19 protein-coding genes and 1 pseudogene are annotated in these 24,047 nt (G+C 63.6%); 5 read left to right on the top strand and 15 right to left on the bottom strand.

The features are described from left to right. The first annotated feature begins 131 nt into the window (after nucleotides 1–131). A complete protein-coding gene (locus tag HU750_RS20925) occupies nucleotides 132–3,071 on the top strand; it encodes a TonB-dependent receptor (protein ID WP_238348927.1) in 2,940 nt (979 codons plus the stop codon). Between the two features lie 321 nt (nucleotides 3,072–3,392). On the opposite strand, the gene HU750_RS20920 is transcribed toward HU750_RS20925, so the two are convergent. The 9 genes from HU750_RS20920 to exaC form a co-directional block, all read right to left on the bottom strand. Then, nucleotides 3,393–4,094 carry a LexA family transcriptional regulator gene (locus HU750_RS20920; protein WP_186682139.1) on the bottom strand — a complete coding sequence of 234 codons (702 nt, stop codon included), beginning with the start codon at nucleotides 4,092–4,094 and terminating at the stop codon, nucleotides 3,393–3,395. A gap of 177 nt (nucleotides 4,095–4,271) precedes the next feature. Then, the gene (gene ppa, locus HU750_RS20915) at nucleotides 4,272–4,799 is read right to left on the bottom strand and encodes an inorganic diphosphatase (RefSeq protein ID WP_016497835.1); all 528 of its coding nucleotides are present in this window, start codon (nucleotides 4,797–4,799) and stop codon (nucleotides 4,272–4,274) included. Nucleotides 4,800–4,891: 92 nt separating this feature from the next. After that, on the bottom strand, nucleotides 4,892–5,707 hold the full coding sequence (locus HU750_RS20910; protein WP_186682137.1) for a M90 family metallopeptidase: 816 nt from the start codon (nucleotides 5,705–5,707) through the stop codon (nucleotides 4,892–4,894). An 8-nt stretch (nucleotides 5,708–5,715) separates the two neighbouring features. After that, complete coding sequence (locus HU750_RS20905; RefSeq protein WP_027594930.1) at nucleotides 5,716–6,363, bottom strand: DedA family protein; 648 nt, start codon at nucleotides 6,361–6,363, stop codon at nucleotides 5,716–5,718. 258 nt (nucleotides 6,364–6,621) lie between these two features. Continuing rightward, nucleotides 6,622–7,080: a GNAT family N-acetyltransferase gene (locus tag HU750_RS20900; RefSeq protein ID WP_027594931.1), complete on the bottom strand. Its 459-nt coding sequence runs from the start codon at nucleotides 7,078–7,080 to the stop codon at nucleotides 6,622–6,624. A 108-nt stretch (nucleotides 7,081–7,188) separates the two neighbouring features. Then, entirely contained in the window at nucleotides 7,189–8,007 is an 819-nt protein-coding gene (gene eutC, locus HU750_RS20895) for an ethanolamine ammonia-lyase subunit EutC (RefSeq protein WP_186682135.1), read from the bottom strand. Nucleotides 8,008–8,015: 8 nt separating this feature from the next. Further along, nucleotides 8,016–9,410 (bottom strand): ethanolamine ammonia-lyase subunit EutB, encoded by a 1,395-nt coding sequence (locus HU750_RS20890; RefSeq protein WP_186682133.1) that lies wholly within the window; start codon nucleotides 9,408–9,410, stop codon nucleotides 8,016–8,018. Nucleotides 9,411–9,459: 49 nt separating this feature from the next. Further along, nucleotides 9,460–10,908 carry an ethanolamine permease gene (gene eat / locus HU750_RS20885; RefSeq protein ID WP_099428234.1) on the bottom strand — a complete coding sequence of 483 codons (1,449 nt, stop codon included), beginning with the start codon at nucleotides 10,906–10,908 and terminating at the stop codon, nucleotides 9,460–9,462. Between the two features lie 166 nt (nucleotides 10,909–11,074). Then, nucleotides 11,075–12,595 (bottom strand): acetaldehyde dehydrogenase ExaC, encoded by a 1,521-nt coding sequence (gene exaC, locus HU750_RS20880; protein ID WP_099428235.1) that lies wholly within the window; start codon nucleotides 12,593–12,595, stop codon nucleotides 11,075–11,077. A gap of 255 nt (nucleotides 12,596–12,850) precedes the next feature. Here exaC and HU750_RS20875 point away from each other — a divergent pair, with 255 nt between their 5' ends. The 4 genes from HU750_RS20875 (at nucleotide 12,851) to HU750_RS20860 (ending at nucleotide 17,183) form a co-directional block, all read left to right on the top strand. Next, nucleotides 12,851–14,857 carry a sigma-54-dependent Fis family transcriptional regulator gene (locus tag HU750_RS20875; protein ID WP_186682131.1) on the top strand — a complete coding sequence of 669 codons (2,007 nt, stop codon included), beginning with the start codon at nucleotides 12,851–12,853 and terminating at the stop codon, nucleotides 14,855–14,857. Between the two features lie 66 nt (nucleotides 14,858–14,923). Next, nucleotides 14,924–16,273 (top strand): UDP-N-acetylmuramate:L-alanyl-gamma-D-glutamyl-meso-diaminopimelate ligase, encoded by a 1,350-nt coding sequence (gene mpl, locus HU750_RS20870; RefSeq protein WP_186682129.1) that lies wholly within the window; start codon nucleotides 14,924–14,926, stop codon nucleotides 16,271–16,273. Beyond that, complete coding sequence (ubiX, locus tag HU750_RS20865; RefSeq protein ID WP_186682127.1) at nucleotides 16,270–16,899, top strand: flavin prenyltransferase UbiX; 630 nt, start codon at nucleotides 16,270–16,272, stop codon at nucleotides 16,897–16,899. The genes mpl and ubiX overlap by 4 nt, the downstream gene beginning before the upstream one ends. Beyond that, a complete protein-coding gene (locus HU750_RS20860) occupies nucleotides 16,896–17,183 on the top strand; it encodes a YceK/YidQ family lipoprotein (protein ID WP_027594939.1) in 288 nt (95 codons plus the stop codon). The genes ubiX and HU750_RS20860 overlap by 4 nt, the downstream gene beginning before the upstream one ends. 39 nt (nucleotides 17,184–17,222) lie before the next feature. On the opposite strand, the gene HU750_RS20855 is transcribed toward HU750_RS20860, so the two are convergent. From HU750_RS20855 to HU750_RS20830, 6 genes and pseudogenes are all read right to left on the bottom strand, one after another. After that, nucleotides 17,223–17,867 carry an oxidoreductase gene (locus tag HU750_RS20855; protein WP_027594940.1) on the bottom strand — a complete coding sequence of 215 codons (645 nt, stop codon included), beginning with the start codon at nucleotides 17,865–17,867 and terminating at the stop codon, nucleotides 17,223–17,225. A gap of 27 nt (nucleotides 17,868–17,894) precedes the next feature. After that, entirely contained in the window at nucleotides 17,895–19,628 is a 1,734-nt protein-coding gene (locus tag HU750_RS20850) for a C13 family peptidase (RefSeq protein ID WP_186682125.1), read from the bottom strand. Nucleotides 19,629–19,823: 195 nt separating this feature from the next. Continuing rightward, on the bottom strand, nucleotides 19,824–20,930 hold the full coding sequence (locus HU750_RS20845) for an acetoin dehydrogenase dihydrolipoyllysine-residue acetyltransferase subunit (protein WP_186682123.1): 1,107 nt from the start codon (nucleotides 20,928–20,930) through the stop codon (nucleotides 19,824–19,826). Next, nucleotides 20,927–21,949, bottom strand: coding sequence for an alpha-ketoacid dehydrogenase subunit beta (locus tag HU750_RS20840; RefSeq protein ID WP_186682121.1), 1,023 nt, complete (start codon nucleotides 21,947–21,949; stop codon nucleotides 20,927–20,929). The genes HU750_RS20845 and HU750_RS20840 overlap by 4 nt, the downstream gene beginning before the upstream one ends. A gap of 33 nt (nucleotides 21,950–21,982) precedes the next feature. After that, on the bottom strand, nucleotides 21,983–22,960 hold the full coding sequence (locus HU750_RS20835; RefSeq protein WP_186682119.1) for a thiamine pyrophosphate-dependent dehydrogenase E1 component subunit alpha: 978 nt from the start codon (nucleotides 22,958–22,960) through the stop codon (nucleotides 21,983–21,985). 38 nt (nucleotides 22,961–22,998) lie between these two features. Next, a pseudogene (locus HU750_RS20830) lies at nucleotides 22,999–24,038 on the bottom strand (ATP-NAD kinase family protein); the annotation flags it as partial. Nucleotides 24,039–24,047 lie beyond the last annotated feature (9 nt).

Genomic DNA, 24,047 nt, shown 5'->3' with positions numbered 1-24,047 from the left:
TCAGATCACAAGGCCGAACCGGCAAATTCAGCCGGTGGCCCTGCACGCATATCCTTTTTTCGATCTCGTGCGACAGAGGAGGTAACAGCCCGCAGCCAGTGGTGGGCGCACACCCTACGAGCGAGAAAAGCATGCTCCCAGTACGTTGTCCTTCACCTGCTCCACGCCCTCGACTTTGCCTGTCGCCCATCACCTTCGCCCTGCGTTGCACGATGATCAGTTGCTGTGGCGCCGGCTTGCTGAACAGCAGCCTGGCCCTGGCCCAGGGCACCGGCACGGCTGCGGTCGCCGCGACCCGCCTGGACGATGCCACGCCGCGTGACTACAACATTGCCAAAGGCCCGCTGGGCGCAGCGCTGGGAAGTTTCACCAGCCAATCCGGGCTGCTGGTGTCTTATGATCCTGACCTGACCCGCGGGCGCACGGCGCCGGCCCTGAAGGGGCGGTACACCGTCAGTGAGGGCATCCAGCGGTTGCTGGCCAATACCGGGCTGCAGCTGGTGGCGAGCTCAACCGGCAGCTACGTGCTGATGGCGCAGGGCGCTGCAACGCGTGCCGCAGCAGAGTTATCGCCGACGATGGTCGACGCTGCCGCACAGGGGCCTCAGGCGGATACTTACCGGGCCCCACGCTCATCGGTGCACCTGAGCAGCGAACAGCTCGACCGCTTCGGCCGGGTCTCCGTGGGCGACCTGCTCAACGGTGTGCCGGGTGTGCAAGTCGGTGACACCCGCAACGGCGGCGCCCTGGACGTCAACATTCGCGGTATCCAGGGGCAGAGCCGGGTAGCGGTGAAGGTCGATGGCTCGGAGCAGGCCCTGGATGTCTATCGCGGTTATGGCGGCACGCAGCAACGCAGCTACATCGACCCCGACCTGATCAGCAGCCTGACCGTGAACAAAGGGCCGTCAACCAAATCCGGAGCGATTGGCGGCACGGTGGAAATGCAGACGATCGGCGTGCAGGACATTCTGGTCGACGGCAACCAGGTTGGCGTGCGCCTCAAGGGCGACCTCTGGGACAACGGCGTAGCCCCCGCCCATCGCAGTTCCAGTTCCAAGGATGAAAGCCTGTCGGCGCCTCCGCGCGACAACCGCGGCAGCCTGTTCGGCTCTGAAGCCAAATCGGGCAGCGCCGCGTTTGCCTTTACCACCGAACAGCTGGATGTGGTGGCGGCCTACGCGCACCGCAACCAAGGCAACTACTTCGCCGGCAAGAAAGGCCAGGACCGCTACCGCCTCTACAACGATTACGGCAGTGAGCAGCCCAGCGTGGCGATGACCTACAACGCGGGCGAGGAAGTGCTCAACGCCTCATCGAAAACCGACTCGTACCTGCTCAAGGCGACTTGGCGGATAACCGACGATCACACCCTGGACCTGGGCTACCGCCGCTACGACGGGCGCACTGCCGAGATCATGCCCTCTGACATCTACCGCTTCGGTACCGCCGGTATTTATCAGTACCCCTTGGGCGAGGTGAAGATCGATACCTATACCGCACGCTACCACTACCTGCCCGCCGGCAACCCGTGGGTCGACCTGACCAGTAACCTGTGGATGACCGACGCCAAGACCAGCTCGTTGAGTTCGGCATGGACGGCGCCGGTTTCCCAGTTGTTTCGTTCTGACCGCAGTTGGACACGCCAGGACAACCGCCGTATCGGCGGCGACCTGAACAACATCTCCAGGTTCGAAACGGCCCATGGCGATTTCAAGCTTGACCTGGGCGGTGCGTTCCAGCTGGAAGACCTGCAACCGCAGAAAAGCGTGCTGATCACCCAGCACGACGTCGATGCCAACCGCACCCTGCGTGATGCTTCGCGGCAGGAATTCAGCTTCAACGGCAAGCTCGAGTACCAGCCGATCGAGCAATTGACCCTGTGGGGCGGGGGCCGTTACAGCCACTTCCGCACCAAAGACAATACCGTGTTGGCCACCGCCCGCCGTGAGGATCGCGACGTGCGCTACATCTCGGCGAGTGGCCCCAAGGGCTGGGGCAGCATGACCTGGTTCCCCGACCAGAACGGCCAGTACACCGACGCCACCGACCCCCGGCTGAACAACGGCATCGTCTTCAGCAACAGCAACGAGCCGTTCAACGGTGTGCGCTTCAATGACTTCGGCGCGACCAGCGTTCAGGTCAGCCCCGAAAGCATCAGCAGCGTGGTCACAGGCTACGACCATACCCCGCAGGGCAGCAGCAGCGGTGGCGGCTTTTCGCCGGCATTTGGCATCAATGTCGAGCTGATGCCCGACACGTACTTCTATGTCACCTACACCCAAGGCCTGCGCCTGCCGTCACTGTTCGAGACCAGCCAGGGCACCCAGCAAGTCAGCCCCGGCAAAAGCCTCAAGCCCGAGCGCTCGCAGAGCTGGGAAATCGGCGTCAGCGCCTTGCGCGACAACCTCTTTACCGATCACGACTCAGCCGCGATCAAGCTGGCCTTCTTCGACAACAAGATCAAGCACTACATCACCCGCTATTACGACCCGAGCCCTGGCCTGTGGGGCCAGATGAGCTTCAGCAACACCGACAGCTTCAGCACCCGCGGCCTTGAACTACAGTCAAACTACGATACCGGCCGTGTGTTCGCCGACCTCTCGGCCACCTACTACCTCAAGACCGAGACCTGCGACGCGGACTTTGCCGGCAAACTGCGCGCCACCGCCAACCCGTACCAGAAGACCCAAGACACGCCAAACTGCACACCGGGCAGCTACATGGGCTCCTACACCAACACCCAGAACCCACCACGGTTCTCCGCCAACCTGACCACTGGCCTGCGTTTCTTCGACGAAGCATTGACGGTAGGCGGGCGCGTGACCTACACCTCCGGGCCTACCAGTACCCTCGACAAGCCCTGGCAGTCCGGCGCTACCACGCCGCAGATCGAGTACCGCTCGGTGGCGCTGTTCGATCTGTTCCTCAAGTACACGCTGCTTGAGAACACCGAGGTGAATGTTTCGCTGCAGAACCTGACCGATCGCTATTACCTGGACCCGCTGGCGCAGAGCTTCATGCCGGCTCCTGGGCGGACGGTACGGATGGGGGTGGTGACTAGGTTTTGAAGGTAGGTGAGGGCGGTGGCACGGCGGGTTTGCCATCGCCTTTGAGTGGTCTTGCTAAACCGGTTTTAGTAGGGGATGGCTTTCAAGCAGGCATTAAAAAGCCGGCTTGTGGCCGGCTTCTCGGGGACGCTTCCGACTAATTTATGGTAAGCCGCAACCGCCTTAACTGTGTGGTCACAAGGACCTGATAGAGATGGTCAACGCCCGTGTGGGGTGTCGCCGAGCCCTCTGGACCGCGGCTTGCGCCGGTCGGGGCTAAATGTGCCGCGTAGCATACAAGGGCTTGCGCAGGATGCCCAGCAAAAAATGGCACAGGGTGTTTCAGCTGGGGCGATGGCGGCGGAAGTGCGACCAGTGGAAGACCCAGCCGAGAATCTCCAGGCCTTGGGCCTGGCGCTGGGCGCGGGTGTAGCGCTCGACGGCGTAGTTGCGCCGGTCATGGCTGTGTAGGTACAGGGTGCCGTGCGGGCCGAGGCTGAGGTTGTTCACCCTCAGGGTACCGTTGTGCAGCAAGGCATAGGTCTCGCCCTCCATGACTTCGGTCATGCTCAGGTCTACCGCCAAGGTGGCCTCCAGCGGAATCAGCGGAGCCATGTTGGCGGCAGGCATGGCCAGGCAGATGGCATTTTGCGCAGCAACGCCCAGTGCCTTTAACGCCGTGGTAGGCAGGCGCAGGTGATGGTTGGCCACGGGGACAAGCAGGCCGTGCTGCAGTGCGTAAAACGGCACCTGCAGCAGCCGGCCGCTGTGTGCTGACAGCGGGGTGGGCGGGTTGGTGTGCGGTGGCCGTGGCGGGCCGCTGCGCAAGATCGGGTTAGGGTGCTTGGGGCCTTCGCCGCTGCGCAGCCAACGGCGATGCACGCAGAACAAGTCGGCCATTTCATCGAGGCGAGCCAACGGAACACCCCGTCTGAACCAGTTGTTGACGTGCTGGGGTGTGACGCTGCGTTGGGCAGCGAAATCGGAAGGGGTCAAGCCACATTCGTGCAGCAGGGCTTTGAGGCGGTCACCGGATGTGTTCATGGCCGCGAGTGTAGCGGCCGGGTGCCAGCTGGCATATGAACCGGATGTTGATGCGGCTTGTGCGAAAGGTGCTTGGTTGTAGGGCGTTGGAGTAGGGCGATGTAGGAATTTTTACTGGAAGGGTGTTCCCTCGCGCATAAAAAACCCCGCCGAGGCGGGGTTTTTCAGCAATCGGTATCAGCCTTTGTAGGCAGCGACCGACTTGGTGATCGCAGCACGGGCGGCGTCGGCGCCGTCCCAGCCTTCGATCTTGACCCACTTGCCCTTCTCGAGATCTTTGTAGTTCGCGAAGAAGTGCTCGATCTGCTGGATCAGCAGGGCTGGCAGGTCGGTGTATTCCTTGACGTCGACATACAGCTGCGACAGCTTGTCGTGCGGCACAGCGATGACTTTGGCGTCGCCGCCGCCGTCGTCGGTCATGTTCAGGATGCCAACCGGGCGGGCACGGATGACCGAGCCTGGGGCAACTGGGTATGGAGTCACGACCAGCACGTCGAGCGGATCACCGTCGTCGGCCAGGGTGTTCGGGATGAAGCCATAGTTGGCTGGGTAGAACATCGGGGTAGCCATGAAACGGTCGACGAACAGGGTGTCGCTGTCCTTGTCGATCTCGTATTTGATCGGCGCGTGGTTGGCCGGGATCTCGATGGCGACGTAGATGTCGTTCGGCAGGTCTTTGCCCGCCGGAATCTTGCTGTAGCTCATTGGGCAGTGCCCCCGTAGTTGACCAAAAAGTGGCGGCGATTATAGGCACATTCCGCATGGGCATGCCACGCCTGGCCTGATGTGCGGCCGCGTCAGGCGTGGCCTTCGCGGTAATCGGGGTGTTGGGCCTGCAACTGGCTCAAGCGCGCCAGTGGGTCTTGGCGGTAGAACAGCGACAGTTGCTGGTAAACCTGCGGATACGCCTGCTGCAACAGGTCGGGGGCGCTGAAGAAGTATTCGCTGGTGACGGCGAAGAATTCTGCAGGGTTTTCTGCCGCGTAGGGGTCGATGGCGGTTTCAGCGTCGGGGTTCAGGTCCAGCTGGCGGTTGAGGTCGTCATAGGCCTGTTGCATGGCCGTCGCCCACTCATCCACGGGCATGCCACTGTGCAGCGGCGGCAGGCCGTTGGCGTCGCCATTGAGCATGTCGAGCTTGTGCGCCAACTCATGGATGACCAGGTTATAGGCCTCCCAACCACCACTGGCCAGCACCCCGTTCCAGGCCAGGATAACCGGCCCCTGTTGCCAGGCTTCACCGCTGTGTTCGCCGTCCCACACATGCTCCACACCACTGGCATCGCGGTGGCGCTGAGGGCTTTTGAAGTCGTCGGGGTAGAGGATGATTTCGTGGAAACCCTGGTACCAGTTCAGGTCACCCAGGTGCAGCAGTGGCAGCTGCGCCTGGGCTGCGAGGAACAGGCGCTGCTCATCGCTTAGCTCGACACCGGGCAGGGTGGTCAGGTGCTTTTCAAGCAAAAACAGGATGCAGGCTTCACGCAACCAGCGATCTTCTTCATCGCTGATACCGTCGAGCAACGGCAGGTGTTGGCGAACCGCCTGCCATTGCTCGGTTGTGATTGGGTAGCGCTTCAGGGTGCGCCGACGCCGCCAGGCGCTGAAAGACCACATGGCTGGGGTCAGTGAGCCTTGGCAGCACGGCCCAGGCGACCGCGCAGCAGGCCGAGCACCATCGGCACCAGCGACAGGAAGATGATACCGACCACCATCAGCGACAGGTGCTGCTTGATGAACGGTACATTGCCGAAGAAGTAGCCCAGCGTCACCAGGCCTCCGACCCACAGCAACGAACCGGCGACACTGAAGCCCAGGAAACGCGGGTAGTGCATGTGGGCAATACCGGCGACGAACGGCGCGAAGGTACGCAGAATCGGCAGGAAGCGCGCCAGGGTCACGGTCTTGCCACCATGGCGTTCATAGAATTCGTGGGTGCGCTGCAGGTAGTCGCGGCGGAAGATCTTCGAATTGGGGTTGTTGAACAACCGCTCGCCGGCCGTTCGGCCAATCACGTAGTTGGTACTGTCGCCCAGGATCGCCGCCGCCATCAGCAGGCCCGCCAGCAGGACTGGGTCCATGCCGCCACCGGCCGCCACGGCGCCGGCGATGAACAGCAGCGAATCACCTGGCAGGAACGGCATCACCACCAGGCCGGTTTCGCAGAAGATCACGGTGAACAGGATGGCGTAGATCCAGGGACCGTAATTGGTGACCAGCAGATCGAGGTAGGCATCGAGATGCAGGATAAGGTCCAGCGGGTTGAAATCCATGTACAGCACCTGTGTTCTGGGGCGTAGGCTCGGTTACCAGGGGATGGGTAAATTTTCACACATGACAAGTGGGGCATTATACGGCGAAGTGAGGATCATGCCCGGGGAGTTTGTAGCGGCGGGTTACGGAAGGGGAAGATTCATGCTGCCTGTACCGACTTCACTCGGCAGGCCCACCCATACCTCTGGCCATGCGCGATCCTTGTAGGAGCAGCCTTGTGCTGCGCCTACAGGTACAGGTGATAAGGCCTGCGCAGGTCAATCCTGATGGATTGGCAGGATGTAGCTCTCGAACTCGGTGTCCTTGCGAAAGCCGATGGACTCGTAGGTCTTTTGCGCTGCCTCATTGTTGGCGCTGGTCGACACCCGCATCCGCACGGCATTGGTCTCTTTAGCCATCTTCTTGGCCTCGCGCATCAGGTGGTCGGCCACCAGCATGCGTCGCGAGTCTTCGGCCACATAGATGTCATTGAGAATCCACACGCGTTTGAGCGACAGCGACGAAAAGCTTGGATACAGCTGGCAGAAACCGAGCAACTTGTTGGCATCGTCATCCGCCAGTGCCAGGTAAATCACCGACTCGTCCCGCTTCAGGCGCTTTTCCAGAAAGCTGCGTGAGCTGTCCGGGTAGGGTAATTGCCCATAGAACTCGCGGTATTTGACGAACAGGGGGGTCAGCAGGTCGAGGTGTTCCAGGGTTGCCTTGATGATACGCATGTGCGGCCCTCAGGATCCATTTGGGGAAACAGCGGATTGCCAGCCGCTCTCAACAGCATGCTGCCTAATGCGTGCGAGAAGCGCAATCCGCCTTCCGTGACATGATTTTTACCCTTTTCCGAGCAGAAAGTTTCCATTTTGGCTGGCGGGGGTATCGCTCTCCAGGCTATGGACCTCGGCTTCGTCCTTCAGATTCACCCCGGAAAGCTGCCGGCGACACGCTTCACGCATCAGATACAGCAAGCGGTGGGCCGCCATGCCATAGCTCAAGCCCTCAAGGCGCACGTTGGAGATGCAGTTGCGGTAGGCGTCAGTCAGGCCGACCCGCGGCGCGTAGGTGAAATACAGGCCGAGGCTGTCGGGCGAGCTCAACCCCGGGCGCTCGCCGATCAGCATCACGGTCATCCGTGCGCCCAGTAACTCGCCAACCTCATCGGCCACGGCCACGCGGCCCTGTTCCACCAGCACCACCGGGGCGCTGGTCCAGCCGTCGGCAGCGGCCTGTTCCTCGAAACGGGTCAGAAACGGCAGGGTATGGCGGTGCACGGCGAGGGCCGAGAGGCCGTCAGCGATGACGATGGCCAGGTCGACACCGCCCGGGTTGGCTTGGGCATGCTGGCGCAGGGTTTCGATCGAGTCTTCGTTCAGCCGTCGGCCCAGGTCCGGGCGCTGCAGGTATTGGTCGCGGTCGTGGGCGGCGCTGTGCAACACCAGGCTTTCGCGCCCGCGGTCACTGAGCTGGGCGGTCAGCCCGGCATGGTCGAAGGGCAGGTGCACGGCATCACGGGCCTGGGCATGTGCGAACTGGAAGTCCAGTTGTGCGCCGGTCGGCAGGCTGGTCCCGGTGCGGCCCAGGGCGATACGCGCCGGGGTCAGGGTACGCAGGGCCAGCCAGGGGTTGTCGGGGGTTACGGTGCGAGGGTCCATGGTCATCCCTATGCAAGCTGTGCCAACGCCTGGCGGAACGCCGGCGGCAGGTTGTCACCAAAGCGCACCCGGCCATCGGCCTGGGTAAAGATGCCGGTGCGCGCCAGCCATGCTTCAAATTCGGGGCCGGGCTTCAGGCCCAGGGTCTGGCGCGCATACAGCGCGTCATGGAACGACGTGGTCTGGTAGTTGAGCATGATGTCGTCGGAGCCGGGGATGCCCATGATGAAGTTGATCCCGGCCACACCCAGCAAGGTCAGCAAGGTGTCCATGTCGTCCTGGTCGGCTTCGGCGTGGTTGGTGTAGCAGATGTCGCAACCCATCGGCACGCCCAGCAGCTTGCCGCAAAAGTGGTCTTCGAGGCCGGCGCGGATGATCTGCTTGCCGTTGTACAGGTACTCCGGGCCGATGAAACCGACCACGGTATTGACCAGAAACGGCTTGAAGTGCCGGGCCACGGCGTAGGCACGGGTTTCGCAGGTCTGCTGGTCGACGCCGTGGTGGGCGTTGGCCGACAGGGCACTGCCCTGGCCGGTCTCGAAATACATGAGGTTTTGCCCAAGGGTGCCGCGCTTGAGCGACAGGCCCGCTTCGTAACCCTCCTGCAGCACGTTGAGGTTGATGCCAAAGCCTGCGTTGGCGGCTTCGGTGCCGGCGATCGACTGGAACACCAGGTCCAGCGGCACGCCACGGTTGATCGCTTCGATTGAGGTGGTGACGTGGGTCAGCACGCAGGCCTGGGTGGGGATGTCGTAGCGCTGGATGATTGCATCGAGCATTTCCAGCAGGGCACAGATCGAGGCGATGCTGTCGGTGGCCGGGTTGATGCCGATCATGGCGTCGCCGTTGCCGTACAGCAGGCCGTCGAGGATGCTGGCGGCGATGCCGGCGGGTTCGTCGGTCGGGTGGTTGGGTTGCAGGCGGGTCGACAGGCGCCCGCGCAGGCCCATGGTGCCGCGGAAACGGGTAACCACGCGGATCTTCTGCGCCACCAGGATCAGGTCCTGGACGCGCATGATCTTCGACACCGCCGCCGCCATTTCCGGTGTCAGGCCCGGCGCCAGCGCGCGCAGGCTGTCTTCGTCGGCATCTTCGCTGAGCAGCCAGTCGCGCAGGCCGCCCACAGTGAGGTGGCTGACCGGTGCGAAGGCCTGGGCGTCGTGAGTGTCGATGATCAGGCGGGTGACCTCGTCCTCTTCATAGGGGATCAGCGCCTCGGTCAAAAAGTGCGTCAGCGGGATGTTGGCCAAGGCCATCTGTGCGGCGACCCGCTCACCGTCGTTGCTGGCGGCGACACCGGCCAGGAAATCCCCAGAACGCGCGGGGCTGGCCTTGGCCATCACGTCCTTGAGGCTGTCGAAGCGGTAGACCAGGTGGCCTACCGTGTGTACGAAACTTGCCATACAGATTCTCCAGAGCGCCGCGGGGCTGGCCCGCGGCGGGTGTCGGCGATCAGTGCAAGGCCTCTTCGGCCTTCTGGATCGCGGCGAATTCCTCTTCCGGTGTGCCCGCTACCAGGTGGTGGCGGCTGTAGAACGCAAAGTAGGCAATTAATACTCCATAGATCACCGCGGCGCCAATCACAACCCGCGGGTCGACCAGGAAGCCCGCCACCACGGCGATGCACGCCAGTACCAGGGCTACGCCCGAAGTGAAGACGCCGCCCGGAGTGCGATACGGGCGTTCCATTTTCGGACGGCGGATGCGCAGGGTGATGTGTGCAGCCATCATCAGCACGTAGGACAGCGTGGCGCCGAACACCGCGACCAGAATCAGCAGGTCGCCCTGGCCGGTCAGCGACAGCCCGAAACCGATGAGGCCGGGGATGATCAGGGCCAGGACCGGCGCCTTGCTTTTGTTGGTCTCGGAGAGTTTGCGCGGCAGGTAGCCGGCGCGGGACAGCGCGAAGATCTGCCGCGAGTAGGCATAGATGATCGAGAAGAAGCTGGCAATCAGGCCAGCCAGGCCGACCAGGTTGACGAAGCTGCCCATCCAGGTGGAGCCGCCATAGGCTTTGGACAGTGCCTCGACCAGTGGGTTACCGGAGGCCTTGAGCGCTTCGGAGCCCGCCGCGCCAGGGCCGATCACCAGAATCAGCAGGGCGAAGGCCAGCAGCACCAGCATCGCGCCGATCAGGCCGCGGGGCAGGTCGCGTTTCGGGTTTTTGGTTTCTTCGGCGGCCAGCGGCACGCCTTCGACGGCGAGGAAGAACCAGATGGCGTATGGGATTGCGGCCCACACGCCGACATAGCCGAACGGCAGGAAACTGCTGGCGCCGGCGGCGTCGGTCTTGGCGATGTCGAACAGGTTGGCTGCATCAAAATGGGGCACCATGCTCACCAGGAACACGCCCAAGGCAATGGCGGCAATGGCGGTGATGATGAACATCAGCTTCAGCGCTTCGCCGACGCCGAAGATGTGGATGCCGATGAATACGATGTAGAACGCCAGGTAGATGACCCAGCCGCCGATGCCGAACAGTGACTCACAATAGGCGCCGATGAACACGGCGATGGCCGCCGGGGCAATGGCATATTCGATGAGGATGGCCGTGCCGGTAAGAAAACCGCCCCATGGGCCAAAGGCGCTGCGGGCAAAGCCGTAACCGCCGCCTGCAGTGGGGATCATCGACGACAGCTCGGCCAACGAGAAGCACATGCACAGGTACATGGTGGCCATCAGCAGGGTGGCGAGGAACATGCCGCCCCAGCCGCCTTGGGCCAGGCCGAAGTTCCACCCGGCGTAGTCGCCGGAGATCACATAGGCGACCCCGAGGCCAACCAACAGCACCCAGCCGGCTGCGCCTTTTTTCAGTTCACGTTGCTGGAAATAGTCCGAACCGACTTTTTCGAAGTCGACAGAAGAGCCTGCCGGCACATTACCGGAATGATCGCTTGGCATAGTTTCACCTGTTGTTTTTCTTGGTGGCCGGAGGGACTTCCAGCCCATGGTGATAGGTACTGCAGGAAGCGAGCCAGAGCGGTTCGTGCACGGGAACCGCGCTGGCTTGTGGTGGTGACGAACCGCTGCGGTGGGCTGCAAAGCAGCCCCCGCAGCCATCTCAGGTTTAGAAGAAGCCCAACGGATTGATGTCGTAACTCACCAGCAGGTTCTTGGTCTGCTGGTAGTGATCGAGCATCATCTTGTGGGTCTCACGCCCAACGCCGGACTTCTTGTAACCGCCAAACGCGGCATGCGCCGGGTACAGGTGGTAGCAGTTGGTCCATACGCGGCCAGCCTTGATGCCACGGCCCATGCGATAGGCGCGGTTGATGTCGCGGGTCCACACACCGGCACCCAGGCCGAACTCGGTGTCGTTGGCAATCGCCAGGGCTTCGGCTTCGTCCTTGAAGGTGGTGACGCTGACCACCGGGCCGAAGATTTCTTCCTGGAAAACGCGCATCTTGTTGTTGCCCTTGAGCAGGGTCGGCTGGATGTAGTAGCCGGTCGACAGCGCGCCTTCGAGTTTTTCCACCTTGCCGCCGGTCAGCAGCTCAGCGCCTTCTTCCTTGGCGATTTCCAGGTACGACAGGATCTTCTCGAACTGCTGTTGCGACGCCTGGGCGCCGACCATGGTGTCGGTGTCCAGCGGATCGCCACGCTTGATCTGCAGGACCTTCTTCATCACCACTTCCATGAACTGCGGGTAGATCGACTCCTGCACCAGGGCACGCGACGGGCAGGTGCACACTTCGCCTTGGTTGAAGAATGCCAGCACCATGCCTTCGGCGGCCTTCTCGATGAAGCTCGGCTCGGCCTGCATGATGTCTTCGAAGTACACGTTAGGCGACTTGCCGCCCAACTCGACGGTGGACGGGATGATGTTTTCGGCGGCGCATTTCATGATGTGCGAGCCGACCGGGGTCGAACCGGTGAAGGCGATTTTGGCGATGCGTTTGCTGGTGGCCAGCGCTTCGCCCGCTTCGCGGCCGTACCCTTGGACGACGTTGAGCACGCCTTTGGGCAGCAGGTCGCCGATCAGCTCCATCAGTACGGTGATGCCCAGCGGGGTCTGCTCGGCGGGTTTGAGGACCACGCAGTTGCCTGCGGCCAGGGCTGGGGCGAGTTTCCACGCGGCCATCAGCAGCGGGAAGTTCCACGGGATGATCTGCCCGACCACGCCCAGAGGCTCGTGAATGTGATAGGCGACGGTGCCTTCGTTGATTTCGGCGGCGCCGCCCTCTTGGGCGCGGATGCAACCGGCGAAGTAACGGAAGTGATCGACCGCCAGCGGGATGTCGGCGTTGAGGGTTTCGCGGATTGGCTTGCCGTTGTCCCAGGTTTCGGTAATGGCCAGGACTTCAAGGTTCTGCTCGATGCGGTCGGCGATTTTCAGCAGCACGTTGGAGCGGTCCTGAACGGACGTGCGGCCCCAGGCATCGGCGGCGGCGTGGGCGGCATCCAGGGCTTTGTCGATGTCTTCGGCAGTGGAGCGGGGAAACTCTGCGATCAGCTTGCCATTCACCGGGGAGGTGTTTTCGAAGTACTGCCCCTTGACCGGAGCTACGAATTCACCACCGATGTAGTTGCCGTAGCGGCTCTTGAAGGAAACCTTCGCGCCTTCGGTACCGGGATGTGCGTAACGCATGGTGTGTCTCCTGGCTATTGTGTTTGTTAGGGAGTTGAAAAGCGTAGAGCAAAGGTTGGGCCAGTGTTTTGAGGTTCTGCTAAATCAAGCACTTAGGGTAATTTTCAGGGGGCTGTGAAAGCCCGCTGTGCCAGCCGTGGTACGGCCTGTGTGACACTTTGTGCCATTTGCGACACGCTGCCGGCAGGTGCATTGCAAAGGCCCGCCGGGTGGAGGATGCTGGCTGAACGCTCGATCTGCGGAGAACCACAACATATGCAGAGCAATCACTTGAGTCGCCATGCCCAGCAAGTGCATACCGTTGCCCACGGTGAAGCCGGGGCGGGCGGCAGTGACCCGGCGATCGCCCGGTCCTGGCTGCGCTGCCTCGAGGATTACCACCTCGACCCGACGCTGATCGAGGCCCCCGTGGTGCTTGAACACGGGCGCTTGCTGGAAACCCGCGAGCGCCTGCACCAGGTGCTGAAAATTGCCGACGCCGAGATGAACAGCCTGCATCAGCAGCTCTCTGGCGCTGGCCATGCGGTGCTGCTGACCGATGCCCGTGGGGTGATCCTCAACTGTGTCAGCGCCCCCAGCGAGCGGCGCATCTTCGAGCGGGCAGGGCTGTGGCTGGGCGCCGACTGGAGCGAGGCGCGCGAAGGCACCAACGGTATCGGCACCTGCCTGGTCGAGCGCCAGGCCCTGACCATTCATCAGCACGAACACTTTCGTGGCCGCCACACCGGCCTGACGTGCTCGGCAAGCCCGGTGTTCGACCCGCATGGCGAACTGCTGGCGGTACTCGACGTGTCGTCGGCGCGGCCCGATGTGTCGCGGCAGAGCCAGTTCCACACCATGGCCTTGGTCAACCTCTCGGCGAAGATGATCGAGAGCTGTTATTTCCTGCGTCATTTTCAGCAGCAGTGGCTGCTGCGCTTTCATCTGCAGGCTGAGTCGGTCGGCTTGTTCAGCGAGGGCTTGCTGGCCTTCGAGGGTGACGGGCGGATTTGCGCCGCCAACCAGAGCGCGCTCAACCTGTTGGGCACCGTTCGCGGTGGCGTGCTGGGGCAACCGGTGGAGCGGTTTTTTGCCTGCAGCCACGACGAACTGTTCAGCCGCGCCGTGCCGGGCGGCAGTACTGTTTGGCCATTGCAGACACGCGACGGCCGCCAGGTGTTTGCCAGCCTGCGGGGCCAGGCGCGTACGCCGGTATGGTCAGTACCGCTCAGCCAGCCCCAGCCCCAGCGTGCTGAAGCGCCAGGCATCTGCCTGCTCGACCCGGCGTTGCAAAACGACTTCCGCCGCTGCGTGCGGGTATTCGAGCGCGATGTGCCGCTGCTGTTGCGTGGCGAGACCGGTTGCGGCAAGGAGGCATTCGCCCAGGCCGTGCACCAGGCCAGCCTGCGTCGCGGCAAGCCGTTCGTGGCGATCAACTGCGCCTCGATCCCAGAGAGCCTGATCGAAAGCGAGCTGTTCGGTTACCGCGGTGGCAGCTTTACCGGCGCACGCAAGGAAGGCATGCGCGGCAAGCTGCTGCAGGCCGATGGCGGCACGTTGTTGCTGGACGAGATTGGTGACATGCCACTGGCCTTGCAGACGCGCCTGTTGCGGGTCCTGGAAGAGCGCCAGGTGGTGCCGATTGGCGGCGAGCCCCAGGCCGTGGACGTGCGCATCGTCAGTGCCACCCACCGCGACCTGCTGGAGCGGGTGGCGCAGGGCAGCTTCCGCGAAGACCTGTATTACCGGCTGAACGGGCTGGAGGTGGCCTTGCCCTCAGTGCGCGAGCGCAGTGACAAGGGCCAGTTGCTGGACTTTTTGCTGCGTCAGGAAGCCCAGGGACAACGGGTTGAACTAGAGCCCAGTGCGCGTCAGGCGTTGCTGGACTTTGCCTGGCCGGGGAACGTGCGGCAGATGCGCAATGTATTGCGCACGCTCGTGGCGCTTTGCGATAACACCTACATCGGGTTCTCCGACCTGCCCGCGACTTTCCGGAGTAATGCGGCACCTGTGGGGGCGGGCTTGCCGCGCGAAGCAGGCAACGCGGTGGATGGCACCGGCTTTGCCGGTGTTCGCGGGGCAAGCCCGCTCCCACACGAGGAGCAAAATAGTCTCACCCACAAGCGCGCGCCAGTGCGCCTTGAGGACGCTGAGTGCGAAGCGCTGCTGTCAGTGCTGGAGGCAAACCGCTGGCACTTGACCCGCGTTGCCGAGCATCTGGGCATCAGCCGCAATACCTTGTATCGAAAACTGCGCAAACACGGCATCACCCGGGTCGGCTGAGCGAAACAGCGGGTGCGATTTCCCGCGCCCTGGGCTACCCTGCCTCGATGTTTTGCGAGGTCGACCATGCATATTCACATTCTCGGTATTTGCGGCACGTTCATGGGTTCCCTGGCGGTCCTGGCCAAAGAGCTTGGCCACCGCGTCACCGGCTCCGATGCCAATGTCTATCCCCCGATGAGCACCCAGCTCGAAGCCCAGGGCATCGAGCTGACCCAGGGCTATGACCCGGCTCAGCTAGACCCAGCACCCGACTTGGTAGTGGTCGGCAACGCCATGTCGCGGGGCAACCCGGCGGTGGAATACGTGTTGAACAAGGGCCTGCCCTACGTCTCTGGCCCTCAGTGGCTGGCTGACCACGTGCTGCAGGGCCGCTGGGTATTGGCCGTTGCCGGTACCCATGGCAAGACCACCACCAGCAGCATGCTGGCTTGGGTGCTGGAGCATGCCGGCATGAGCCCTGGGTTCTTGATCGGCGGCGTGCCACAGAACTTCTCGGTGTCCGCGCGTTTGGGCGACACCCCGTTCTTCGTGGTCGAGGCCGACGAGTACGACAGTGCGTTCTTCGATAAACGCTCGAAGTTCGTCCACTACCACCCGCGCACCGCGATTCTCAACAACCTAGAGTTCGATCACGCGGACATCTTCCCCGATCTGGCCTCCATCGAGCGCCAGTTCCACCACCTGGTGCGCACGATCCCGAGCGAAGGCCTGGTGATCCATCCGACCACCGAACAGGCGCTGGGGCGGGTCATCGGCATGGGTTGCTGGACCCCGGTGCAAACCACCGGTGAAGGCGGCCAATGGCAGGCGCGCCTGCTCAGCCCCGACGGGTCGCGCTTCGAAGTGCTGTTCGAGGGCGAGGCACAGGGCGTGGTCGATTGGGCGCTGACCGGTCAGCACAACGTCGCCAATGCCTTGGCAACCCTGGCTGCGGCCCGCCATGTCGGTGTAGTGCCGGCCATGGGTATCGCCGGGTTGAGCGCCTTCAAAAGCGTCAAACGGCGCATGGAGAAGGTCGCTGAAGTGCAGGGCGTGACCATCTACGATGACTTCGCTCACCACCCGACCGCCATCGCCACTACCCTCGACGGCCTGCGCAAGCGCGTAGGTGAAGCACCGGTGATTGCGGTGATCGAGCCGCGCTCCAACTCGATGAAGCTCGGTGCCCACCGCGATGGCCTGCCGGAAAGCGTCAACGATGCCGACCAGGTCATCTGGTACGCACCGGCCAACCTGGGTTGGGACCTGGCCGCCACGGCGGCGCAGTGCACCGTGCCGAGCGTGGTTGCCGACAGCCTCGAAGCGATCATCGAGCGCATCAAGGGCCAGGCACGGCCGGGCACCCACGTGGTGATCATGAGCAACGGCGGCTTCGGCGGCCTGCACGGCAAACTGGCCGAGGCGCTCAAGTGAGCGGGCCGGAGCGCATCACCCTGGCCATGACGGGCGCCTCTGGCGCGCAATATGGCCTGCGCCTGCTCGATTGCCTAGTGCGTGAGGACCGCGAGGTGCATTTCCTCATTTCCAAGGCCGCGCAGTTGGTGATGTCCACCGAAACCGATGTGTTGCTGCCGCCTAAGCCTCAGGCGATGCAGGCGTTTCTGACCGAATACACCGGCGCTGCCGACGGCCAGATCCGCGTGTATGGCAAGGAAGACTGGATGTCGCCGGTGGCTTCCGGCTCTGGCGCACCGGCGGCGATGGTGGTGGTGCCGTGTTCCACGGGTACCTTGTCGGCGATTGCCACCGGTGCTTGCAACAACCTGATCGAGCGGGCCGCCGACGTCACCTTGAAGGAGCGCCGCCAGTTGATTCTGGTGCCGCGTGAGGCCCCGTTCTCGACGATCCACCTGGAGAACATGCTCAAGCTGTCGCAGATGGGTGCCGTGATCTTGCCTGCGGCCCCAGGCTTCTACCATCAGCCGCAAACCATCGATGACCTGATCGATTTCGTCGTTGCGCGCATTCTCAACCTGCTGGACATCCCTCAGGACATGCTGCCACGTTGGGGTGAACATCACTTTGGGGCGGATGATTGAAGCGAGCACTGTCGGGGTTGGTTGCATTGGCGCTGCTCAGTGGCTGCGCCACGGTGCGTACGCTGGATGCCAACAAGCCAGGCGCGCCGGTGGTGTATGCCGGTACGCGGCTGGACCTGTATGTGATGAACGGCGGTTGCTGCCCTAAAGATCATTTCGGCGCGCTTGCGCCGGCCTACCCAGGCCTGGATCTGCCCGGTAGCCTGTTACTGGATACGCTGCTGCTGCCGTTGTCGTTGCTGACGGCCGCAGGCGTCGGCTTCCAGGCCACCGGCGGGCTTTGATTACCGTATTAACGCGTAATCCGTGCGACACGTGCGACGCTAGTTTTTGCCCAGGCGGCGCAGTTCATCCGACTCGATCACCCGCACCCCGTCTTCTTCCTCCAGCGCCAGGCGCCACAGCGCCCGTGCCAGGGTGCACGCCTCGATACCTCGATACTTCCCAGGTATCAGCTTGGAAAGCGGCGAAATCAGTTGCTCGCCAAAGCGCGGCTCAATGCGATCACCCAGCAGCACCGACGGGCGGACGATGGTCAGCTGTGGCCAGTCCTGGGCCTTGAGCGCTTCTTCCATTTCACCTTTGACGCGGTTGTAGAAGATCGATGATTTAGGGTCGGCGCCGACTGCGCTGACAACCAGCAAATGGCGTGCACCGAGTTCCCGGGCGCGCTTGCTGAAGGCCACGACCATGTCCAGGTCGACGGCGCGGAAAGCCGATTCGGAGCCGGCCTGCTTGAGCGTGGTACCCAGGCAGCAATAGGCGATATCGACACGCCCGGCCAGCTGCGGAAGAAACACCGCCGGGTCGCCCACTGGGTTTTCCAGGTGCGGGTGTTCGGCCAGCGGCCGGCGCGTAGGGGCCAGCACCCGGCTGATGGTCGGTTCGTTGAGTAGGCGGTCTAGCAGGTGTTCACCCGTCAGACCCGTGGCACCGGCAAGCAGGACATGCTGAGGCGTCAAATACATGATGTCTCTCCCTTGTTACACACAAGCTTAGTGGTTGCCGGGCTTTTTTTCCTGCTGCTCCACCGTCGCTTGCGCAGCATTGCGTAGCGCTTCTTCGGCCTGTTGCTGGCGTAGGTGCCGCCAGTGTGCCAGTACTGCTGGCGGCGCCCACAGCTGCGGTTCAGAGGCTTCGAAACCTTCCTTTCGTTCTCTTTCGGCAACGCTGGCGCGTGCCAGTTCAAACGCCTGTTTCAGGTCGTCGGTCTGGTTCAGCGCCTCGGCGAACAGGGCATCGCCAAAGTAGGTGAAGTCGGCTTCTTCCGAGCAACCGAACGACACCCGATCGGCGCGGGCGGCGGTCATGATCACCGTGCGATCGTCTTTGAGCGGCGCGATGTAGCCCCCTGAATAGCAGGCCGAGATGACGATTACCTTGTCGCGCTCTTTCAGCGGTGCCAGGGCACTGGCCAGCTCGTCGGCGGACAGGTCGGCCAGTTGCAGGCGGGGTTGGTCGAGCACCAGTTGGTGGTCGTGGCTGCCGTGGCTGGTGAGGTAGATGAACACCAGGTCCTCGGGGCCGCTGCGTTCGGCCAGGGTATGGGCAGCGCGGGTGAGGTTCTCGCGGGTGGCCATGGGGCGGCTGGCCATGTGGTCCCGGTGGTTGACCAGGGTGACCTGGCCGCGGGCGCCAAAACGGACTTTGAGCATGTTGCTGACATAGTCGGCTTCGCGCAGGAACACGCTTTGCTGGCCATCGCCGGCCACGACCAGGCTGTATAACTGGATGGCCGGCGCGGTAGGCGGCACCCGTGCCAGCGCGTCCTCTAGCAGGCGGCCCTGGTTGAGCAAGGCCAGGTCTAGCGGGTCGGGCAACAGCGTGCCCTTTTCGTCGCGCACGCGTACGCCATTGACCCAAGTGCCACCCTCGACCTTGCCGTTGCTCAGGGTCAGCCGGCCTTTGCCATGGTAGGCATCGTTTTCGAAGGTGCCGATGTACTGGCTGCCGTCGGCCAGTTGCAGGTTGCCTTGGCCAGAAAAGTGCCAGTCAACGAAACCGCCTTTGTAATGGCTGCCATCGCTGCCGAGCAGTTCACCTTCGCCGACCAGTGAGCCATCCTTGAATTCGCCGATCCACACGTCACCTTCGGCGCTTTCATAGCGGCCGCGGCCTTCCAGGCGGTTGTCCTTGAACTCCCCGATGTATTGCTCGCCGTCGACGCTGTCGTAGGTGCCGCTGCCTTGCAGCAGGCCCTCGACGAAACGGCCGCTGAACTGGTTGCCGCTGGCGTCGCTGCGCACGCCGGCACCGTTCGGTTTGCCTTTGGCGAACAGACCCTGGTAGCGGCTGCCGTCGGCCAGCTCCAGCTCGCCTGCGCCTTCGTACTGGTCGTCCTTGAACTGGCCGCGGTAGGTCTGGTCGGCTTGCTTGAGGGTGCCTTCACCGTCACGTCGGCCGTGGCTGAAGGTGCCGGCATAGTGGCTGCCTGGTGTGGTCAAGTCGCCGAGGCCCTGGAACAGGCCTTCGGCGAACTGGCCCCGGTAGACCTCACCGTTCTGGCCGTGCCATTCGCCCTGACCATGCCATTGGCCGTCCTTGAAACTGCCGGCGTACCAGCTGCCATTGGGGTAGTCGATGCGGCCCTCGCCTTGCAGCAGGCCATTGACCACTTCGCCCCGGTAACGCCCGCCGTCGGGCAGCCGCGCGTCCGGAGGTAGTAGCGATTCGCCATCTCCGCACGCGGCGAGCAACAGGATCAGGGTGACAGGGATCAGTGGACGCATGGTGGAGACCGGGCAATAGGTCTGCCGAGTATGACGCAGAATGGGGGGCTGAGACAGATAGGTGCATGCCTTGTGGGGTGTGTTGCCTGTGAGATCGAGCGCCGCCCGCGCGGCGCTCGATCTCACAGGCGCAGAACCCCTCAAGGCATGCACTTCTAGACCCAGACGCCACCCCAAGCCATGCCCCTCATTCCCTCAATGCCCCCGCAAAAAATCCACCATCTTCCGGTTGACCGCTTCAGCCGCCTCCATCTGCACCATGTGGCCAGCGTCCGGCAATACCAGCACTTCGGCTTCCAGCCCGTCGGCATGGCTGGCCGGTATAATCGCGTCCTTCCCGCCCCAAATCACCAGCGCCGGATGCTGCCCCAGCACGCCGCGCAGGTCGTGGCGCTGCTGGTCGCCCTCGGCGATAGCCGACACCAGCTGGCGCAGCGCCGCATCGACGCCCTCCAGGCGCTTGAACTTGAGCATGTCCTCCAGCAATTGCCGGGTAACCAGCGCTGGGTCGGCAAACAACTGCACCATTTGCGGCTTGAGTGCATTGCGGTTCGCCGCAGCCACGAAACCTTGCAGGTACTGCCCGTTGATCGCAGCCCCAAGCCCAGCGCTGGCCACCAGGGTGAGGCTGGCCACCCGCTGTGGCGCCAGGCGCGCCACGTTGAGGCTGACAGCGCCGCCCATCGAGTGCCCGGCCAGGTGGGCGCGGGGGATGTCCAGGTGGTCGAGCAGTGCCAGCACAGTTTCGCTCAGTTCATCCAGGTCGCCGCGTTGCAGCGCCTTGGCCGACTCCCCGTGCCCCGGCAGGTCAAGGGCGATGACGCGGCGCTCGGCCGCCAGCGCCGGATGGTTGAACAACCAGTTGTTCAAATCACCGCCAAATCCATGCACCAGGACCAGCGGCGTTCCGCCTTCGCCCAGTTCGAACCAGCGCAACAGGCGGCCGCCCACGTCGGCTTTTTGCGGGGTTGGCCCTTGTGCCTGGTCGGCGCCACCTTCGGCGACGAATTCGGCCTGGAAGCGCTGCACCACGGCATCGATCTCGGCCTCGTCGGCTTCGCCTTCCACCACCACCGCCAGCAACGCGCCGACCGGCAGGGTTTCATCTGGCTGGGCCACCAGGCGGCGCAATACACCGCTGAAGGGGGCTTCGACGCTGCTGCTGATCTTGTCGGTCTCGACGTCCAGTACTTCGTCGCCTTTGTTGATGGCGTCACCTTCCTGCTTGAGCCAGGTGTCCACCCGGCCCTCAGTCATCGACAGGCCCCACTTGGGCATGGTCAGCGTATGGATCTGGCTCATGCGGCGCTCCTTGCAGCTTCGATCACTTTGCGCACGGCGGCCTCGATCTTCGCCGCGTCGGGGATGTACAGGTCTTCCAGCGCATCGGAGAACGGCACCGGCGTGTGCGGCGCGGTGACCATCTCGATCGGGCCCTTGAGGGCGCTGAAGGCTTTCTGCGCCACCAGTGCGCTGATGTCGGTGGCCATCGAGCAGCGCGGGTTGGCTTCGTCGATCACCACCAGGCGCCCGGTTTTCTCGACGCTTTCCAGGATGCTGTCCTCATCCAGCGGGCTGGTCGTGCGCAGGTCCAGCACTTCGCAGTCGATGCCTTGGCGGGCCAGGTTGTTGGCGGCTTCCAGCGCCACATGGACCATGCGCCCGTAGGTCACCAGGGTCACGTCGTCGCCGTCGCGCAGGAAGTTGGCTTCGCCGAACGGCACGCTGTAGACCTCTTCCGGCACCTCGCCCTGCAGGCTGTAGAGCAACTTGTGCTCGCAGAAGATCACCGGGTCGTTGTCGCGTATCGCCTGGATCAACAAGCCCTTGGCATCGTATGGCGAGGACGGGCAGACCACCTTGAGGCCGGGGATGTGTGTCCACAGCGAGGTGAGCATCTGCGAGTGCTGGGCCGCAGCGCGCAGGCCAGCGCCGTACATGGTGCGCATCACCAGCGGGGTCACGGCCTTGCCGCCGAACATGTAGCGGAATTTGGCGGCCTGGTTGAGGATCTGGTCCAGGCAGCAGCCGGCGAAGTCGACGAACATCAGTTCGCACACCGGGCGCAGGCCTTGGGTTGCGGCACCCACGGCGGCGCCGACATAGCCGATTTCCGACAGCGGCGCGTCGAGCACCCGCCCCGGGAACTGGTGATACAGGCCCTTGGTCACGCCCAGCACGCCACCCCAGGCGTCCTCTTCACCGGGCGCACCGGCACCGCCAGCCACGTCTTCGCCAATGATGAAGACAGTGCTGTCGCGGCGCATTTCCTGGGCCAAGGCTTCGTTGATGGCCTGCTGGTAGCTGATCTTTCTTGCCATGGTGATTCTCCTCTTGTTCTTGTAATCCGCGGCTCAGGGGTAGCTGACGTAGACGTCGCTGAGCAGGTCGGCGGGCTGTGGCTTGGGATCGGATTTGGCGCGGCGCACGGCGTCTTCGATCAGGTCTTCGACACGCGCGTCGATGGCGTCGAGTTGCTCAGCGCTGAGCAGGCCGGCACGGGTGGTCTTGTTGCGGAACTGCATCAGGCAATCACGGGACTCGCGCAGGTTTTTCACTTCATCCGGGGCGCGGTAGGTTTGCGCGTCCCCTTCGAAGTGGCCGTAGTAGCGGCTGAGCTTGACCTCGATCAGCGAGGGGCCTTGCCCGGAGCGCGCACGCTCGATGGCAGCGCCTGCGGCTTCGTACACGGCGAAGAAGTCGAAACCATCGATGGTCACGCCCGGCATGCCAAAGCCGGCAGCGCGGTCGGCAATGTGGTCGCAGGCCACCGACCAGTTCGACGCCGTGGCCTCGGCGTAGCCGTTGTTCTCGGCGACGAAGAGGCACGGCAGGTTCATGATCGAGGCCATGTTCATGGCTTCGAACACGGCGCCTTCGTTGGAGGCACCGTCGCCGAAGAAGGCCACCGACACGTCATCGCGGCCCTTGAGTTTGGCGGCCAGCGCGGCGCCTGCAACCAATGGCGCACCGGCCCCGACGATGCCGTTGGCACCGAGCATGCCCTTTTCCAGGTCGGCAATGTGCATCGAGCCGCCCTTGCCGCCGCACACGCCGGTCTTCTTGCCGTAGATCTCGGCCATCATGCCGTACACGTCTACGCCCTTGGCGATGCAGTGGCCGTGGCCGCGGTGGGTCGAGGCGATGCAGTCGCTGTCACGCAGGTGGGCCATGACGCCTGCGGCGGACGCTTCTTCGCCGGCATAGAGGTGGACGAAACCGGGGATTTCGCCGGTGGCGAATTCCACGTGCAGACGTTCCTCGAAGGCGCGGATGGTGCGCATCACTTCATAGGCATGCAGTAGTTGTTCTGTACTGAGTTGATTGGACATCTTGTTGTTCTCCAGGGTTGTCTCAACACGCGGTTGCAGGGTGTAGCCGGTGGCCGCGCGGCACGGCCAGCAGGTGATGGCGGGCGGCGTGGGCCAGCACGGCCTCGACGTCCACGGTGAGCGGGCCTTGGTGGTCCAGGGTGATGGTGGGGGTGTCGTGCTCGGCGAATTCGATCTCGCGTTCGCCATCCAGGGCCAGGGTGCCGCTGCTTAGGCTCAGGCGATGGGCGGCGCCGGGCGTCAGCACGCCGCTGGCGGTGATGCCGCAGCCTTGCAGCAGGCCAGGCGCCAGGGGCGCGAGCAGGGCCTGCTCGGCGCCAGGGTTCAGGCGCACCCAGGCGCCGTGCGGGTCCTGGCGTGACACCGGGCACCACAAGCCGCACAGGGCGGACAGGCCAATGGCATGGGGTTCGGCGAAGCAGGCGAACACCTCGCTCAGGTCTTCGCTGCGGCTCAGGGCGCGGGCGCCAATGAAACGCTGGGGCGAAACGGCGACTTCCACCAGTGCCCACTCGTCCAACTGCTGCTCGGGCACCTTCACCCGCAAGCGCTTGTTGCGGCGCAGGCCGATGCTGGCGGGCACCCGGCCGCTGGCGAGCAAGCCGCCCGCCAGGCCGGCGCTGGTGGCTTCGCGTAATTCCGGGAAGGCATTGTTGGTGCCGGTGGACAAGGTCAGCAGTGGGATGTCACCGGCTTCTGCTGCCACTGCCTTGTGGGTGCCGTCGCCGCCGAGCACCGCGATCATCGCCACGCCTTGGCCGACCATGCGTCGGGTGGCCAGGCGGGTATCGGCAACGGTCTGGGTCAATGGCAGGTCGAGCACCTCGATGTTCGGCCAGTGCTGGTCGCGCGCAGCGGGGCCTTGGCTGGCCTTGAGCACGGCGGCGGCGATGCCGGTCATGTCGGTTGGCAGCAGCACCCGGCCGATGCCGGTGGCACCGAAGGCGGCCAACAGCCGCTGGATCGCCGACGCCTTGTCGGTGCTCGAATAGAGCCCGGCACTGGCGGTCAGGCGGCGCAGGTCGCGGCCGGAGGCAGGGTTGGCAATGATCCCGACAGTCGGGGTGGGTTGCGGCATGGCGCACCT

The sequence above is a fragment of the Pseudomonas sp. SWRI50 genome, from assembly GCF_014269095.1.
In the GTDB taxonomy this organism is placed as follows: domain Bacteria; phylum Pseudomonadota; class Gammaproteobacteria; order Pseudomonadales; family Pseudomonadaceae; genus Aquipseudomonas; species Aquipseudomonas kermanshahensis.
Note: the sequence above shows the minus strand (reverse complement) of the source record. Positions and strands in the feature narration are given on the sequence as shown.